The sequence below is a fragment of the Bacillus salitolerans genome (genome assembly GCF_042680805.1).
GTDB lineage: Bacteria > Bacillota > Bacilli > Bacillales > SA4 > Bacillus_CJ > Bacillus_CJ salitolerans.
This window is the reverse complement of the sequence record NZ_JBHUEM010000023.1, coordinates 1-16,783: the sequence shown is the minus strand read 5'-3', so window position 1 is coordinate 16,783 and position 16,783 is coordinate 1. Positions and strand designations below refer to the sequence as shown.

Sequence of the window (16,783 nt, the reverse complement as noted above, 5' to 3'; positions counted from 1 at the left end):
CCCTCCAAAAGGTTATAGCTTACCAATGTATAAAAGCTGATCAACTTCTATCGAATCCGCAGCACCATCTAGAATGGCTTGAATGCTATGAAGGCTATCATGTAGGGACACATATTCACCGGGTTTTCCTGTAACTGGCTCAGCTATATAGAAAGCCTGTGACAGGAATGCCTCCAATCGTGCTCCTCTATTAAAATGATGGACATCTGCTTCATGAATTTTATCAAGACCGATTGCATTAACTAGAAATCTAATTTCACGGTACCGTCGTAAAAATTTTCTCGCTCTTCTTTGTATCGTTAAATGATTTGTGTCTAGCAGTGCATCTTCTAATAAAATTGAGGTCGATGAAATAGGATTAACGCCGGGGTAAATTCTTCTTGCAACTAAATCCATATCGAAGGACCAAAGTGTATCTAGTGGGCCAAACGGGTCTTCTTCATCTACCGCTTCCCCGCTTGGATCAAATAACATCGTCGTGATAGATGTTACTCCAATAGTTTGTAGTCTATCTTTTGTTTCATATATATCTCCTGATTCAATCGCAGATCGCTCTGAAGCAAGCAGAATTTTATCCTTATCTTCCACTTTTGAAATAAAGGTAACTACATCATCCATACTATTTCCAACGAAATCTACCGATTCCCTTATATCTGTTACTACTTCATGATTTTCTGTTGTTTGGTAAAATATCGACGTAAATCCTTGTTCCTTTAACCTATAAAATAATTCCGCCACGAGTACCTGCTGTCCCATTTGAGCTCTTGCTACAAATCCAATCGTACCGCCTTGAACTAGTGGAGCGAACACATCAAGTACTTTAATGCCTGTTTCAATCATTTTAACGGCGTTACCTCGAATGATGAGATCATCAAGTGTACAGTTCGCAAGATTAGCGAGGGCAACTAATGTTTTGACTTCCGCTCTCCCAACCGGAATCTTCCCCGTACAAAGATTTGATACAGTCGCTGGACGTAATCCGACCGCACGGGCTGCCGATGTTAAATTGGGTACACTTCTTTTGAGCAATGCAACATTTAAATGTAACTGTTCATTCATGGCACATTCTCCTTCTTATCCACTATTTACTTTTAATAGTAAATTATATTACTATAAAAGGCAACAATTGTGACTTTATAGGTGAAAATCATACTATGTATAAATATCGTTTTAGTCGATAAAGCCGGATTGAACTTACTTTTTCACCGTATCATTACTAATATTCGCCGTAGCTTCACCACTTTTCGCCGTATGGATCTGCACCAAGTCTTTGGAAAATAGTGATTGCTATTGATTTTTTAAAGTTATCAAAAATACTTTCCTACTAGAAAAAAGCCAGGTAACTTACCTGGCTTTTCTCGTTATGGAGAGATCTCTATCGATGGACTAACTCCTTCACCCCCAGCGCCGTTATAAAATTCTGGTACTTGACCTGGCAGAACCGCCATTCCGATTGGAATTTCTGTTGTAACCGTTTTCTGCTTTGTCGCAAACGGAACAATAATTTGGACATTTACCTTAATTTTGACCGCAACCTCTAACCAAGCATTGTTAATTCCAAACTCTTCTGTCGAGGTTACAATATCTGAACTTACTTCTCCAATGGGCATGAACCGAATTGGTACCTTTGGACCTAAGTTACCTAGTAAAGCATTGTTGGTTGCTTGCCCGAGAGGAATTTCATATGTAATTCCCCTTGATTTGGCTTGTTCTGATGTCTCAATTTCAATATCAGATATAAATTCAAGTGCGCTTAAATTACCATCAGCAACTTCATTTAAACTTCTTTGTACAACATTTGTGGTTTCAGAAAGTACCCTTGTTACAATAGAAGGATTAAATTTAATGAGGCTTACATTCCCATCAGCATCTAGCTCCGTAATAATCAACTCATTAATGTCCATGTCCTCTGCAATTTTTTGATTAATTGCTTTATTGATCACTAGTGTAGCAATCTGTTCTGTTTTGGATTCTGCATAAGCAATCAATGTTGGTTCAATTCCTTTATTAACTATCCATAATCCAATAGCAGTTGAGAATGTAAAAATCACAAATGAAAGCAAAAATACATAGCGAAAAGGCAACGGACCTCTTCGCGGTTTTTTACCGCGAAACTTTACCAAGCCTATCCCCTCCTTTTCATGCTGCTCTATTCCTATCACAGTTTTAATCCCTACTAACTTATATGTATGCAAGGAGGAGAGAAGATAAGCCAATCTTTGTCCCTGTATTTATATAAAAAAATTTTTTGCCTATTTTTTCAAAAAGGGGTTGAAAACTGACAATAGTGTCACTTATAATAACGACATGGGTGTCAGTTAACGACACACGTGTCACTTTATTGCAAGGAGGGTTATATTATGACGTTCAATATCATCTTTTTCTCCATTACAATTTCAAAGCGGAACTACACACCTATGGAAGTAATGAATGAGATCTCAATTCAAAAGATACAAGAACAGATTACAGATAGAAGATGTGAAATGCATAGGTATCTATAATTTAGGAGGTGATTCTGTTGAAAGATAAACAAAAATCAAGGTTGTTTTCTAACAAGTCCTATTTATCCTTAATATCTGCTCAAACGGTTTCCGCATTAGGAGATTGGCTAGACATTTTAGCTATCATTACACTGGTGGCCATACATTGGAATGCCTCTCCTTTTGCTGTGACAGGTATTATGCTTTGCTTAGCTGGTCCAAGTATTGTTCTCGGTCCACTTGCCGGTGCTTTAGCAGATCGGCTAGACAGGAAGAAGATTATGATTGTATCTAACCTTGCTTGTGCCGGGCTAATCGTTTGTGTCGCTTTTACTAACTCATTATGGCAAGTATTTGTTCTCATTACTTTAAAGAGTATATTTGAAGTATTATTTATGCCAGCGAAAAATGGAAAACTTAAAGAGATTGTCCATGATGATGATATTCAGATGGCTATGAGCGTAAGTAGTATGATTGATAATGCTGCAAAAGTTATAGGTCCTACCGTTGGGGGAATATTAGTTGCCACGCTCGGTGTAAAATGGGCTTTCTACATTGATGGAATGACGTTCTTACTATCAGCTTTATTATTATTGGCTGTTCCAAAATCAAACTTCCTTAATCAGAGCGAACAAGATGCAACATCCAAGAAACTTTCATTTCAAGCAATCTTACTTGACTTAAAAGATGGAATCTCCATTTTGAAGGGAGTACCTATCCTATTAGCTAGCCTGTTTTTATTTAGCCTAGCTTTACTTGTATTACAAATCGCTGACACTCAATTTTCTGTGCTGTTACGATTGATTATGGAGGATCCAACGAAAATGTTGGGATTTGTCATGGCTTCAAGTGGAATAGGAATGTTTGTATCTGCAGCACTGATTTCTAAAATGAAGCTCCCTTCTGTATTAATTACAACTTCCATTGGCTGCATTTTTGTTGGTGCAGCATTTGGTACGGCAGCTCTATTAAATGGTCTTGATGATGTAGCACTCTACATTATATTCCCTGTCATTTGTTTCTTTGGTGGAGCGTCCTTTGGTTTGGCTGCTATCCCCTTTCAAATAAGTATTCAAAAACAAATACCCGTTTCAAAAACTGGCCGAGTATTTGGTACAATAGGAAGTGTTACAACCATATCAGCGTTTATTGGTATGATATCAGGCGGTATATTGTCTACCCTCATTGGTGTTGTTCATACATTTATACTAGCAGGTGGTAGCCTAGTACTCATTGGAACAGTTGCACTTATGACTAAGAAAAGATTTGAAGGTAGGGATTGGCATGTCACCGAAAGTGACGGAGGAATACAAAGAGAAGCGAAGGCTTGAGATCTTAGAGGTTGCTGAAAAAGTATTTACGGAAAAGGGATACGAGAAGACTACAATGAAAGACATTGTAGAAGAGAGTGGATTTAGTAGAGGCGGCGTATATCAATATTTCTCAAGTACAGAGGAAATGTTCAGAGCTATTGTAAAGGAATTAGATAAGAGAACGGACAAACAAATCAACGACATTCTTTCGTCCACAACTCCCATATGGATAGCTGTTACGAATATAGTCAATAGCTATCGAAACCAGCCTGATATTAGTTTTGCCGCAGTTCAATTCGAGTACACTGTAACAGGCTGGAGGGAGAGTGACCGTTACAATTATACAAGAGATCGGTCACAATTTTTCCGAGATCGCTTTGCAGAAGTAATAGAAGAGGGTGTCAGAAGAGGAGAATTTAAACCTCTCCAACCTATTCAAGCCATTGTTGATTTTACGTTAAATGCTCAAGATGGATTTCTGCTTTGGCATCAATTATTAGGTGAAGAAAACAAAAAAGAATTAGAGGGACAAATCGATGCACTCATTTTTTATCTCGAAGGTGTGCTTCAAGTAGATCATCATTAGTCTAGCTTTTCCTTCTTTCATTAAAAACAGTGCTTAGAATCAACTAAGCACTGTTACTTTTTTTATCAGCTAAAATGCACTCAACAATTACTAGATCCAGCCTATCTTTTAAATTCACTTCATAAGGCTCTTGAAGTTCTACTCCGTCATTTTCTAGAATACGGATGAATGGTCGGTCACAATACCCCGAATTTTGTTTAACTACCACACCTGAAAGACCATTGTTTAGGGTAACAGTAATCCCAATTGGATAGATTGCGACAGAATTACGAAATGCTTCAATAATTTTAGAATCAAAATGATGCCCAGCACCAGCGTATAATATTTCAAGTCCTTCGTTTGGAAGCATTGCTTTCCTGTATACTCTATTTGATGTAACAGCATCAAATACATCTGCAACTGCTATTATTTTTCCAAAGATGTGAATTTCATCACTTTTTATGCCGCGTGGATACCCTGAACCATCTAACCTCTCATGGTGTTGAAACGCACAGTGAGCTGCCATTAAAGGTATAGTTGATAACTTTCTAAGTAGATCATATCCATAGGTAGTGTGCTTTTTCACTTCATTAAATTCATCAGCTGTAAGCCTTTCAGGTTTTAGAAGTACATCTAGTGAAACCATCATTTTTCCGACATCATGAAGGATAGCTCCTAATCCTATGACTTCAAGCTGTTTTTCTGGAAGTTTCATTTCTATTCCAATTGCTAAAGAATAAAGCGTTACATTTAATGAATGAGTAAAGATATAATGATCATGTACAACTACGTCTGTAAGTAATGAAAGTAAATCTTTATTGTCCTTTAGTTCTAATATGATATTTCGGATAATGTCATTGAATTTTTTTGACGATTGTTCAAGGACGATGGAATTTGTCATCATATTCTTCTGGTTAAGTTCCCTGAATGTATGCTCAATCGATTGTACAGCTTCCCTCCGTACCTCGTCAGAAATCGGGGATTTTAGCTCCACGTCATTCGTTCTCTCATCTTCTATGTAAACATAAGTTATTCCTAGCTCTTCTAATCTTTCTATCATCCGTTTAGTAAGAGGAATCCCCTTATTTACAAGAATTTGACCTTTTTCATTAAAGATAGCTTTATGTAATTTAGTCCCTGCTTCTATGTATTGGGTTGCAACTAATCTCATCTTACTAACTCCTTATTTATGAAATCATATTTCTAGTATAGTACTTTTAGTGAATTTCTGTAAGTAAATAAAGCAAAAAATGACGAAACCTGTCAATATAAATTGACAGGTTCTATGATAATCATTCATTTTGGGTTATCGTTAGGTTCATTCGTTCTACTATACCATTTTCAATAGTGCTTCTCTTCCAGTTGTTCCAACTGTAATCCCTAAATTTTCAGCTTCTAATGTGACGGATTCCAAAGGAGCTTCAAGAAGTTGCTCAATAGTGCGGACTCCTACAGCTCTCCCTGCAACGATTCCACGATCTTTCAATTTTTCATTTAGTAACGCAACATCTAATGCACCGCACATAATATATCCTTTTTCATTTGTAACGGCCATAAAGTTCGTTTTCGGGAGTTTGACTGTGATCGCAGTAAATTGGTACTGATCAATTATAATTGGTGTCATTGTAACCATAACTTCACACCCCTTTCTTCATATTCACTTTATGAAGAAGAAATGTAATTCGTGCAATAATTCTATTGCTTTCTTCGTAATTTCCATTTCAACAAATCACGAATCATTTCAGGCAAATAATACTCTTTATATTTTGCATTCATAATCTCTGGAAATAACCGTCCAAATGTAAACATATCAAGAGTTGCAATTACATACTCTCGTTCAGCCTCGATGGGTTGTCCATTTATTCTAATATTCCTTACGTGTGGCAGTCCATCGGTTAATGAAGTAGTGTCAAACTCAATCCCGTCATAGATCATTTTTCCTAACACCTTACCTCTAAAACCAAACCCCTTCATTTCTAGTTTTTCCATTCTTTCTGTTGCGGCTTGTAGAATTACTTCTTTTAGCTCATCACCTTGTAAGATGACTTTGCACGGATTAATAGGGTGTGGACAAATTCTATGTAATTCCCCTACTGTTAGATCCCCTGCACGTAATGAATCAAGTAGTACTCCAGCGTTCACCATTCCAATTTCAGCCTTACACCATTCCTTTAAAGCCCCTGCTAATATTTCTGGTAATATGGATTGCTTAAACCAGTGTACTTCTAGGGGGCGTGAAAGTGAGCCTATCTTCTCTTCTAAAATCATACTTGCCACCTTATTTTCTATTATGAGATATTCTTTTGTATCACTACATTCTGGAACTTCATCCATTGAATGTACGATTGATGTTACCTCTTTTTCCTTATAATCAATCGTCACATGACCAACATGATATCCAAATTTTCCTGCTGCACATACTAAAGTGCTGTTAATGGTTTTTCCTTCAGGAAAAAGGTGATGTGTGTGCCCTCCAAGGATAAGGTCAATCCCCTCTATTTCATTTGCAATCCTCTCATCTTCATTCACTCCTAAATGAGACAATAGCACTACATATTCAGCTCCATTCTCCTTAACCTCTTGAATAATCTCTGGCAAAATGATAAGTGGATCCGTTACTTTCCACTCGAGAAGCTCATAAAATTTCTGAAAGGCAACTGTTGCTCCAATAAATGCAATTGTTGATCCATAACTTGTTTCATGCAATTCATAAGAACTTGCCCAAGTAGGTCGTTCACCATTTTCTCTAAATAGATTAGAAACAATCACCTTAAAATTTGCCTCATTGTACAATGTATTTAACTGTTCATGTGATAAGGTAATTCCTTCGTTATTCCCAATGGTCACATACTGATATCCGATTTGATTCATGAGTCGTACATTCGCTCTTCCAAGTGATGCTTCCGAAATAGGATGAAAGCGATCCATATGATCTCCGATATCGACTACAATCATGTCCTCATCGATTTCATCCAATCTTTTACGCTCTGACTTTATAAAGGATACGACTTTCGTCCAATTGTCAAAATGACTATGTAAATCATTAATATGATAAATATGTAGACGTTTTCCCACAGATTGTACACCTCAATATCCTAATATTCCTTCATAAATTAATCGTAAGCCTAGTACTAATAGAAAAATTCGTAATATCCACATAATTGTTTGAGGCATTAGCTTTGTATTTATATAGGAACCAAGATTAGCTCCAATCCATGCTCCCGGTACGAGCAGGATGACTAACAGCCATTCTATGTTCCCAAGATAGTAGTGAGTGATTGAACTTGTAATGGACGATAGCAAGATCATGAACATTGAAGTAGCGACTGCAACATGGACAGGAAAACGAAAGAATAGTAACATAACTGGAACCATAAGCGCTCCTCCACCAATTCCGAATAACCCCGATAAAAAACCGACTACAAATGAAATGGAGAGTGCTACTACTAGCTGGTATCCATATTCGTGCTGTCTGCCATCCATGTCTATATAAGTGAACATGATTCCTGATGGTTTTATTGGTGGCAATTTGTCTCTAATAAATATGACAAATGAAATAAATAGAATAAATAATCCGAAATACAATGAAAAGCTCGACGTATGTAAATATCCATTTGCGTAGGCACCAACAATTCCACCTGGTCCACTTCCAATAAAGAATATAAAACCACTTTTCAAGTCAACTAAGCCTTTTTTGACATACGCAATCGTTGACGCCATTCCTGTTGCAATGATTGATAGTAAGGACGTTCCCACTGCAACTTGCGGGGAAATGTCCATAAATTCTATTGTCCCCAAAAAAAGTAAAGCAGGAACGACAATGATGCCACCACCTAGACCAAGTAAGCTCCCCAATGTTCCTGCCAAAATTCCTACTAAGAAAATCAAAATCCACTCCATGTAAATATCCTTCCTAAAATAGATCCAATTGGCGCGGTGCTAGACCTTTATACTCAAGTTCTAGCATATCTATTAATTCCTTTGCATTGTCCGCTGCATCTCCGCCAGAATTATTATTAAATAAAACAAATAGATTGTCATTTTTTCTCTCAAGTTTCTTTAGACGAGACACCCATTCCTCAAGCTCCTGTTTATTATAACGATAAAGATATCGAACTTCTCTCCAATTTCCTTCCTTCGGTTTTGTCCAACCATGAACATTACGACCGTGAAAACGAACTAATGTTTGATTTGACGTTACTTCAAGGACGGTTGGAATAGAACCTGTTCCTACTTGAGGTTCATCACAAATGCTATGTATCCAACCTTCATCCTTCATATATTGAATCGTTTTATTTCGATATACATCCGAGAACCAGGAAGAGTTTCGAAACTCTAAAGCACATGGCATATTTCCCATTTGTTGCTTACAATACCTTAAATATTGTACATTTTCCTTTGTACAGTCAAACCACGGCGGAAACTGAAACAAAACCATTCCTAGCTTTCCATACTTTTCATACGTCGTTGTTGAATCAAGAAAAGCTTCAAACATCTCGTCTGTTGTTTCAAAGGGAATATCCGCTCTCATATGTTTCGTCATCCCTTGATAGGCTTTCACGATAAATTTAAATGATTCAGGTGTATCCTTTACCCATTTTTCCACATTTGATTTAGGCTGAATGGCATAAAAAGCAGCATCTACTTCGACAATTGGAAAGTGGCTTGCGTACACTGATAATTTTTCCCTAGGTGAGATAGGAGGTTGATATAAGGTATCGTGATCTCCCCACCCTGTAACACCAATATAGATCATGTCAATAACTCCTAATATGTAATCTTTCTTTTCATCATACTTTATCCCAAGAAAACTAGGCAAGAAAAGGATATCCACTACTTTTGTATCCTCTTATGGAAGGATGAAAAAAGTAGGATATCCCTTTTTTATCTTTTATATAAGATGGAAAGCAAAACAACCATCACAATATCTAACTTAGATTGAAAGAGGAAGGTAGGTAGCCCTTCTGTTGACAGTAATGGTACTTTGGTTATAAGAAGAGCCCCAACCATAATAACCAGTAACGGAATGGTAACCTTCCGAACTTCATAATCTAGAAATAAAAAGAGTCCACATAGTAATTCAATAATCCCCACAACTAACACAGTTTCACCTGGATATGGAATACCATATCCACTGAACACACCAGCTGCCCCAGGAGTCACAATCTTTAAAACCCCAGAAACAAAAAATACATAACCTACTACCCAGCGAATTAGCTTTAATGAATGCAAATTCTTAACCTCCTACATTTTAGTCTCGGTAGTAAATTGTATGTTGCTTGTCTTTTCGATAAAACAAAAAACTCACCCGTAAGGGGTGAGTTTGATGATTAACCGATGGAACCTTCCATTTCGAACTTGATAAGACGGTTCATTTCAACTGCATATTCCATTGGAAGCTCTTTCGTAAATGGCTCAATAAAGCCCATTACGATCATTTCTGTTGCTTCTTGCTCTGAAATACCACGACTCATTAAGTAGAATAGTTGTTCTTCTGATACTTTTGATACTTTTGCTTCGTGCTCTAATGAAATATTGTCATTTAGAATTTCATTGTACGGAATTGTATCTGACGTAGACTCATTATCCATGATTAGAGTATCACACTCAATGTTAGAACGAGCGCCATCTGCATTACGTCCAAAGTGAACAATTCCTCGATACGTTACTTTTCCACCTTGCTTCGAGATAGACTTCGAAACAATTGTAGACGATGTGTTTGGTGCTAAGTGAAGCATTTTTGCACCAGCGTCTTGGTGTTGGCCCTTTCCAGCAAGTGCAATGGATAAAGTCATACCACGAGCACCTTCACCTTTTAATATAACTGCCGGGTATTTCATTGTTAATTTTGAACCGATATTTCCATCGATCCATTCCATTGTTGCATTTGCTTCACAAACCGCACGTTTCGTAACAAGGTTATACACATTGTTAGCCCAGTTCTGAATCGTTGTATAACGGCAATAAGCATCTTTTTTAATTATGATTTCTACTACCGCGCTGTGAAGTGAGTTTGTCGTATAAACAGGTGCAGTACAGCCTTCTACATAGTGTACGTGTGCCCCTTCGTCAACAATAATAAGTGTACGTTCAAATTGACCCATATTTTCAGAGTTAATTCGGAAATAAGCTTGCAGTGGTGTATCTACCTTAATTCCTTTTGGTACGTAGATAAAAGATCCACCAGACCAAACAGCCGAGTTTAGTGCAGAGAACTTATTATCTGCCGGAGGAACAACCTTTCCGAAATGCTCACGGAAAAGATCTTCATTTTCTTTAAGCGCTGTATCTGTATCCTTGAAAACAATACCTTGATTTTCAAGATCTTCTTGCATATTGTGATAAACAACCTCTGATTCATACTGAGCAGATACACCTGCCAAATACTTTTGTTCTGCTTCAGGAATACCTAATTTATCAAATGTTGCTTTAATTTCTTCAGGAACCTCATCCCATGAACGCTCAGACTTTTCTGATGGCTTTACATAGTATGTGATTTCTTCGAAGTTTAAGCTTGCCATATCTCCGCCCCATTGAGGCATTGGCATTTTGTAAAATTGCTCTAACGACTTTAAACGGAAGTCTAACATCCATTGTGGTTCCTTCTTCATACGAGAAATTTCTTCAACGATTTCTTTAGTCAAACCTCGTTTTGAGCGGAAAATGGAAACGTCCTTATCTGCAAAACCATATTTGTAATCACCGATCTCAGGTGCTTTTTTAGCCATTTATCGTTCCCTCCATTCGAAATCGAATAGCGAAAGTACCGACTAGCCTAATAAAGGACAAATTGTTTTGGATGAAAAAGTGGTTGTATACTTTCTCTATTCCAAGATATTTTGACTTAAGGCAGCTAGGTGCTTTAGCTAAACAATACGTAGTTATTGTTCTTGACTATTAATTCCTTTTTCCATTGCCTTCCAAGCTAATGTGGCACATTTGATTCGAGCTGGAAATTTTGAAACTCCTTGTAAAGCCTCAATATCCCCTAAATCGATTGAATCATCATAGTCCTTATTTTGCATTATATCAGAAAAAATCTTTGAAAGTTCCAGTGCATTCTCAATAGTTTGCCCTTTTATCGCTTGTGTCATCATAGATGCTGATGACATAGAGATCGAGCATCCTTCTCCATCAAATTTAACATCTGTTACTTTACCACCCTCAACTTTCATTTGAAGCTGAATACGGTCACCACAGGTTGGATTATTCATATCAATCGATATGTTTCCATCCTCTAATGCTCCTTTATTTCGTGGGTTTTTATAATGATCCATAATTACCTGGCGATAAAGAGTATCTAGGTTATTAAAAGACATTGCTAAAATACTCCTTTGTTTTAATTAACCCCTGAACAAGCAAGTCAATATCTTCTTCAGTATTATATAAATAAAAGCTAGCTCTTGCTGTTGCCGAAACCTTTAACCACTTCATTAGGGGCTGTGCACAATGATGACCTGCTCTAACTGCAATTCCATCCGCATCTAGTACCGTTGCCACATCGTGCGGATGCACATCATCAATCGTAAAGGTAACAAGACCCGTTCTTTCCTTAGGTCCGTAAATTGTGAGTCCTTCAATTTCTGACAAACGTTCAGAGGCATATTTTGCTAGTTTCTGATCGTGTGCATCAATATTGTCTAAACCAATTTCTTCAAGAAAATCAATGGCTGCTCCAAGGCCTATGGCTCCTGCAATAATTGGAGTTCCTGCTTCAAACTTCCAAGGTAGCTCTTTCCAAGTTGATTCTTGAAGCTGAACAAAGTCGATCATCTCTCCACCGAATTCAACTGGCTCCATGTTTTCAAGGTGTGTTTTCTTTCCGTATAGAACCCCAATCCCAGTCGGGCCACACATTTTATGTGCTGAAAAAGCGAAGAAGTCGCAGTCAAGATCTTGTACGTCCACTTTCATGTGCGGTGTTGCTTGTGCCCCATCCACAACCATAATTGCTCCATTTTCATGTGCGATTTTGGACAGCTCTTTGATTGGGTTTATCACACCAAGTACATTGGAAATATACATTATAGAAACAATCTTCGTATTTGAAGTAATTGTTTTTCTCGCTTCTTCAAGTGAGATAGAGCCATCTTCTTGTAGTGGCAGGTATTTTAATGTGGCACCCGTCTTTTTGGCTACTTGCTGCCAAGGAATAATGTTACTATGGTGCTCCATATAGGTAATAACGATTTCATCACCTGCTGTTAGGTTTTCACGACCATAGCTCATCGCTACCGTATTAAGTGCTGTTGTTGTCCCACGTGTGAAAATAATTTCTTCTGTTGACTTTGCATTGATAAATTTTCTTACCTTTTCTCTTGCTCCTTCATAGCCATCCGTTGCTTTTGTTCCAAGTGAGTGAACGCCTCTATGAACATTTGAATTGTACTCTCTGTAGTACTTTTCTAATATTTCAATCACGCGAATAGGCTTTTGCGAAGTTGCCGCACTATCAAGGTAAACAAGCTTTTTACCGTTAACTTGCTGGTCCAAAATCGGAAATTGCTTGCGAATATCCCGGATATCCATTATCGTACTTTCCTTTCAATAACCTCAACAAGCTGCTTTTTAACACCCTCAATTGGTAGCTCATTTACAACTGGTGCTAAGAATCCATGAATAACAAGACGCTCTGCTTCAACCTGTGGAATTCCTCTGCTCATTAAGTAATAAAGTTGAAGAGGATCCACACGACCTACTGAAGCTGCGTGACCTGCCGTTACATCATCTTCATCAATCAATAATATTGGGTTAGCGTCCCCTCTTGCTTTCTCACTTAACATAAGAACTCGAGAAGTTTGTTCTGCATTTGCCTTTGTTGCACCATGCTCAATTTTTCCAATCCCGTTGAAAATGGAAGAAGCACTTTCCTTCATTACACCGTGCTTTAAGATATACCCTTCGGAATGCTTACCGTGGTGAATGACACTTGTTGTAAAGTTCTGCTTTTGTTCTCCGCGTCCAACTGTAACAGTTTTCGTGTCACCATATGAACCATCACCAACTAAATGAGTGATATTTTCTGAGATGGTATTTCCATCATTCATCAAGCCTAATGCCCATTCAAGCTTACCGTCACGACCAACCATTCCGCGGCGATTCACGTAGGTTGTAATTCCAGCGGCAAGGTTATCAACAGCACCGAATGTAACCTTAGCATTCGTCCCTACCATTACTTCAGTAACGATGTTCACAAGTGCGTCACTTGAAGAGGATGATGAAATATAATTCTCAACATATGTTACGGCACTATTATCCTCAGCCACTATAATAACGTGATTGAACATACTAGCTTCACTATTATTTTGTACATAGATCGCTTGGAGTGGCACTTCTACTTCTACGTTCTTTGGTACGTATACAAATGCTCCTCCGTTTACAAATGCCGCGTGAAGAGCTGTTAGCTTATGCTCATCAACCTTTACTGCATCCTTCATAAAATACTTTTGTAATAAGTCACTATGCTCACGAGCTGCTGTGTGTATATCTGTAAAAATAACACCTTTACTTTTCAGTTCATCTTGGATAGATGTAAATGCTGTTCCTTGATCAAGTTGAACAAGGATATTTTGTTTTTGATTATCTAAGTCAACAAGTGTTTTTACATGTTCGGGTAGTGCATCGATCGATTGGATGCTTTCACCTTTTACCACGTGGTTCTTAAAAGATGTAAAATTCCAATTATCAATTTTTGTTTTATCTGGCTTTGGTAGTTCAAGACCTTCGAACAGTGAAAAAGCTTGTAAGCGAAGATCTAACAGCCATCCTGGTTCCCCTAACTCTTTAGAGTAGTTACGGATATACTCTTGATCAAACGGAAGTTTCGTCTCTAACGTCATAATAATCCTCCTAACCGCTTACGCTTCTACTGTTTCGTCTTCAATACCTAACTCTTGCTTAATCCAGTCATACCCTTCTGCTTCAAGACGCTGAGCTAATTCAGGTCCACCTGATTTCACTACGCGCCCTTGCATCATAACATGTACCTTATCAGGAGTAATGTAGTTTAATAGGCGCTGATAGTGAGTGATGATTAGACAGCCAAAATCTTCTCCGCGCATTTGGTTAATCCCTTTAGACACAACTTTAAGTGCATCAATATCTAAACCTGAGTCAATTTCATCTAATATAGCAATTTTTGGCTGAATCATCATTAACTGAAGAATTTCATTACGCTTCTTTTCACCACCAGAGAAACCTTCATTTAGGTAACGCTGTGCCATATTTGGATCCATTTCTAAAAATTCCATATTCTTATCCATTAAACGAATAAATTTCATTAATGAGATTTCATCGCCTTCTTCTCTGCGAGAGTTAATCGCTGAACGTAAGAAGTCAGCATTTGTAACCCCACTAATCTCACTTGGATATTGCATCGCTAAAAATAGCCCAACACGTGCTCGCTCATCTACTTCCATTTCTAATACATCTTCACCATCAAACGTGATGCTTCCAGATGTTACTTCATATTTAGGATGACCCATAATAGCAGATGATAAGGTAGACTTACCAGTACCATTTGGTCCCATAACAGCATGAATCTCTCCACCTTTAATCTCAAGATTCACACCCTTTAAAATTTCTTTCCCATCAATAGAAACGTGAAGATCTTTAATTGTTAAAGTAGAACCCATAAACTTTACCTCCATTATTTAAACAATAATTGTGTCTTTTTACACGAATAAATGGTTCATTCTCACTTTATTCTCATTCTAATCTTATACTATTTAAAAAATAATATCAAATTTCAAGAAATGTAAGATAAAGTGAAGAAAAACAATGTTTCCGAGCTTTTTTTTAGAACTCATAACTTTTTCATTATGTATAACTTGCAAACAAATTTCAACTACTAAGCCTTTTCTACAAAACGGTTTAAACAAACATTTGTTTAACCATTGATAAGGGAAATATTACCAGTGATGATCGTGTCATTATATTCTTTGCCATAAAAAGCTTTGCCATACTTGTATATCCGAACAAAAGACGCACGCGCCCCTTTTAGCCAAAGGCAGAGCAAATTTTCTGTCATGAAAAAAGGGTGGTTTTCCCTTTTATTCATGACAGGTTATTTGACCTCGTTTAGGATGAAAATGGCAAGATCGTCGCCATTTCATCTTGGCTGGGCGCTGGAGCTGGGTTTAGCAGTAAGATTGTATAAACTAAACACTAGATAACTTAAACTTACTTAATTTTAAACTAAAAACCAGCCTTATAGGGCTGGTTCGTTGCTAGTTATGATAAAAGCTTTTGCGCTCAATATTTGAAATCATTTGCCTACTTAATTCATATTCCTGCTGTCGTTTTTGCTCAACCTTTAACCGACTATCCAACTTACGACTATACTCCTCATATCCAATTCCATGTGAATGGTGCATCGCTCTCTCCATCCCGGATGTATAGTTCAGTTGTAAATAATTAATAATCAATCAACCCTTTCGAAAATTATTTTATTTTTCTGAAATCTAATTACAACTACTATTCTAACAACATTCCATACTCCCTACAAATCAACTCTCACCTTATATTACGGGGATTTCAGCCTTGATTGAAGGCAACGGATCAATATCTTTTATTCCTTTATGAATCCTCCTTTTTCTATGGAATAACTAAGTTGTCTACGATTAGGCTTGTTTGAACTGGAGCGCCCGAGATCTTCAATTTAGTATATCTTCATGAAAAAATGACCTTGAATAGATCATTGTCAATTCATCCTGACTAATAGGCAGGGTTCTACTATCGACCCAGCATGTATAAACAAAATGAAAAAGACCCCGAAGAGTCTTTTACTTATTGCGTCATTTCATTGAGTTCTGTCATACATTCTTGAACAAGTGTAACTGCCTGACTCATTGCGGCACCACCACCAAATGCTGCAGCAACCCCAACTGCTTCTAATATCTCTTCTTCTGAAGCCCCTTGATCTAAGCATCCTTTTGTATGATAGATAATGCAATATTCGTCTTGTGAATATAAACTGATTCCAAGAGCGATAAGCTGCTTTTGCTTTTGATCAAGAGTTCCCGCCTTAAAGCACGCTTCTGTAAAAGCATTATAATGATGAGCAATATCTGGCATTTTCTGAGTAAAGGTACCAAGACCCACCTTATAGTCGTGTAACGCTGCCTCAGTTGAATTACGTGGTTGGAATTCCATATGTACGTCAACCTCCATTTATTTTTCGTCAAAATTAGTATGGTTCTTTTCCCACGTTGTATGCATGAGTAACATGTATTGCTAGGAGGCAGTTAATACGTACAAATGAAGGTGTGTTTTTTCTTTGGAAAAAATTACACTTTTTATTACCAACTTTATTCATCTATTTAGCTTATGACTTTACCTCGTTTTGCTTGTTTACTTATCTCATTTTGCTTTTTACTTACCTCGTTTCTCCTTTTACTTACCTGTACTTCCTTTTTACTTACCTC

Annotated in this window: 18 protein-coding genes; 3 read left to right on the top strand and 15 right to left on the bottom strand. The window is 37.4% G+C overall.

Annotation, left to right across the window (positions count from 1 at the left end):
* Positions 1-12: 12 nt before the first annotated feature.
* Positions 13-1,059, bottom strand: a complete 1,047-nt coding sequence (locus ACFSCX_RS14480) for a helix-turn-helix domain-containing protein (RefSeq protein ID WP_377928959.1) — start codon at positions 1,057-1,059, stop codon at positions 13-15.
* A 302-nt stretch (positions 1,060-1,361) separates the two neighbouring features.
* Positions 1,362-2,123, bottom strand: a complete 762-nt coding sequence (gene yunB, locus ACFSCX_RS14475; RefSeq protein WP_377928958.1) for a sporulation protein YunB — start codon at positions 2,121-2,123, stop codon at positions 1,362-1,364.
* 237 nt (positions 2,124-2,360) lie between these two features.
* Here yunB and ACFSCX_RS14470 point away from each other — a divergent pair, with 237 nt between their 5' ends.
* Genes ACFSCX_RS14470 through ACFSCX_RS14460 form a run of 3 tightly spaced genes read left to right on the top strand, consistent with a single transcriptional unit; the run spans position 2,361 to position 4,379 of the window.
* Positions 2,361-2,501 carry a YrzI family small protein gene (locus ACFSCX_RS14470; RefSeq protein WP_377928957.1) on the top strand — a complete coding sequence of 47 codons (141 nt, stop codon included), beginning with the start codon at positions 2,361-2,363 and terminating at the stop codon, positions 2,499-2,501.
* Between the two features lie 17 nt (positions 2,502-2,518).
* Positions 2,519-3,811 carry an MFS transporter gene (locus ACFSCX_RS14465; protein ID WP_377928956.1) on the top strand — a complete coding sequence of 431 codons (1,293 nt, stop codon included), beginning with the start codon at positions 2,519-2,521 and terminating at the stop codon, positions 3,809-3,811.
* Entirely contained in the window at positions 3,765-4,379 is a 615-nt protein-coding gene (locus ACFSCX_RS14460; protein ID WP_377928955.1) for a TetR/AcrR family transcriptional regulator, read from the top strand. The genes ACFSCX_RS14465 and ACFSCX_RS14460 overlap by 47 nt, the downstream gene beginning before the upstream one ends.
* A 43-nt stretch (positions 4,380-4,422) precedes the next feature.
* Here the strand turns inward: ACFSCX_RS14460 and ACFSCX_RS14455 are convergent, their stop codons facing one another.
* The 13 genes from ACFSCX_RS14455 to ACFSCX_RS14395 form a co-directional block, all read right to left on the bottom strand.
* On the bottom strand, positions 4,423-5,529 hold the full coding sequence (locus tag ACFSCX_RS14455; RefSeq protein WP_377928954.1) for an HD-GYP domain-containing protein: 1,107 nt from the start codon (positions 5,527-5,529) through the stop codon (positions 4,423-4,425).
* 159 nt (positions 5,530-5,688) lie between these two features.
* Positions 5,689-5,991 carry a YunC family protein gene (locus tag ACFSCX_RS14450; protein WP_377928953.1) on the bottom strand — a complete coding sequence of 101 codons (303 nt, stop codon included), beginning with the start codon at positions 5,989-5,991 and terminating at the stop codon, positions 5,689-5,691.
* Positions 5,992-6,053: 62 nt separating this feature from the next.
* The gene (locus tag ACFSCX_RS14445) at positions 6,054-7,433 is read right to left on the bottom strand and encodes a bifunctional metallophosphatase/5'-nucleotidase (RefSeq protein WP_377928952.1); all 1,380 of its coding nucleotides are present in this window, start codon (positions 7,431-7,433) and stop codon (positions 6,054-6,056) included.
* Between the two features lie 12 nt (positions 7,434-7,445).
* Positions 7,446-8,258: a sulfite exporter TauE/SafE family protein gene (locus ACFSCX_RS14440; protein WP_377928951.1), complete on the bottom strand. Its 813-nt coding sequence runs from the start codon at positions 8,256-8,258 to the stop codon at positions 7,446-7,448.
* Positions 8,259-8,271: 13 nt separating this feature from the next.
* Positions 8,272-9,114: a DUF72 domain-containing protein gene (locus ACFSCX_RS14435; RefSeq protein WP_377928950.1), complete on the bottom strand. Its 843-nt coding sequence runs from the start codon at positions 9,112-9,114 to the stop codon at positions 8,272-8,274.
* A gap of 128 nt (positions 9,115-9,242) precedes the next feature.
* Positions 9,243-9,590, bottom strand: coding sequence for a DoxX family protein (locus ACFSCX_RS14430; RefSeq protein ID WP_377928949.1), 348 nt, complete (start codon positions 9,588-9,590; stop codon positions 9,243-9,245).
* A gap of 98 nt (positions 9,591-9,688) precedes the next feature.
* Positions 9,689-11,086, bottom strand: coding sequence for a Fe-S cluster assembly protein SufB (gene sufB / locus ACFSCX_RS14425; RefSeq protein ID WP_377928948.1), 1,398 nt, complete (start codon positions 11,084-11,086; stop codon positions 9,689-9,691).
* Between the two features lie 153 nt (positions 11,087-11,239).
* A complete protein-coding gene (gene sufU, locus ACFSCX_RS14420; RefSeq protein WP_377928947.1) occupies positions 11,240-11,677 on the bottom strand; it encodes a Fe-S cluster assembly sulfur transfer protein SufU in 438 nt (145 codons plus the stop codon).
* The gene (locus tag ACFSCX_RS14415) at positions 11,667-12,887 is read right to left on the bottom strand and encodes a cysteine desulfurase (RefSeq protein WP_377928946.1); all 1,221 of its coding nucleotides are present in this window, start codon (positions 12,885-12,887) and stop codon (positions 11,667-11,669) included. Before ACFSCX_RS14415 ends, sufU begins: the two co-directional genes overlap by 11 nt.
* A complete protein-coding gene (sufD, locus tag ACFSCX_RS14410; RefSeq protein ID WP_377928945.1) occupies positions 12,887-14,197 on the bottom strand; it encodes a Fe-S cluster assembly protein SufD in 1,311 nt (436 codons plus the stop codon). Before sufD ends, ACFSCX_RS14415 begins: the two co-directional genes overlap by 1 nt.
* Positions 14,198-14,215: 18 nt before the next feature.
* Complete coding sequence (sufC, locus tag ACFSCX_RS14405) at positions 14,216-14,992, bottom strand: Fe-S cluster assembly ATPase SufC (protein WP_377928944.1); 777 nt, start codon at positions 14,990-14,992, stop codon at positions 14,216-14,218.
* Between the two features lie 594 nt (positions 14,993-15,586).
* On the bottom strand, positions 15,587-15,733 hold the full coding sequence (locus ACFSCX_RS14400; RefSeq protein WP_377928943.1) for a hypothetical protein: 147 nt from the start codon (positions 15,731-15,733) through the stop codon (positions 15,587-15,589).
* Positions 15,734-16,145: 412 nt separating this feature from the next.
* Positions 16,146-16,511 carry a carboxymuconolactone decarboxylase family protein gene (locus ACFSCX_RS14395; RefSeq protein WP_377928942.1) on the bottom strand — a complete coding sequence of 122 codons (366 nt, stop codon included), beginning with the start codon at positions 16,509-16,511 and terminating at the stop codon, positions 16,146-16,148.
* Positions 16,512-16,783: the final 272 nt, after the last annotated feature.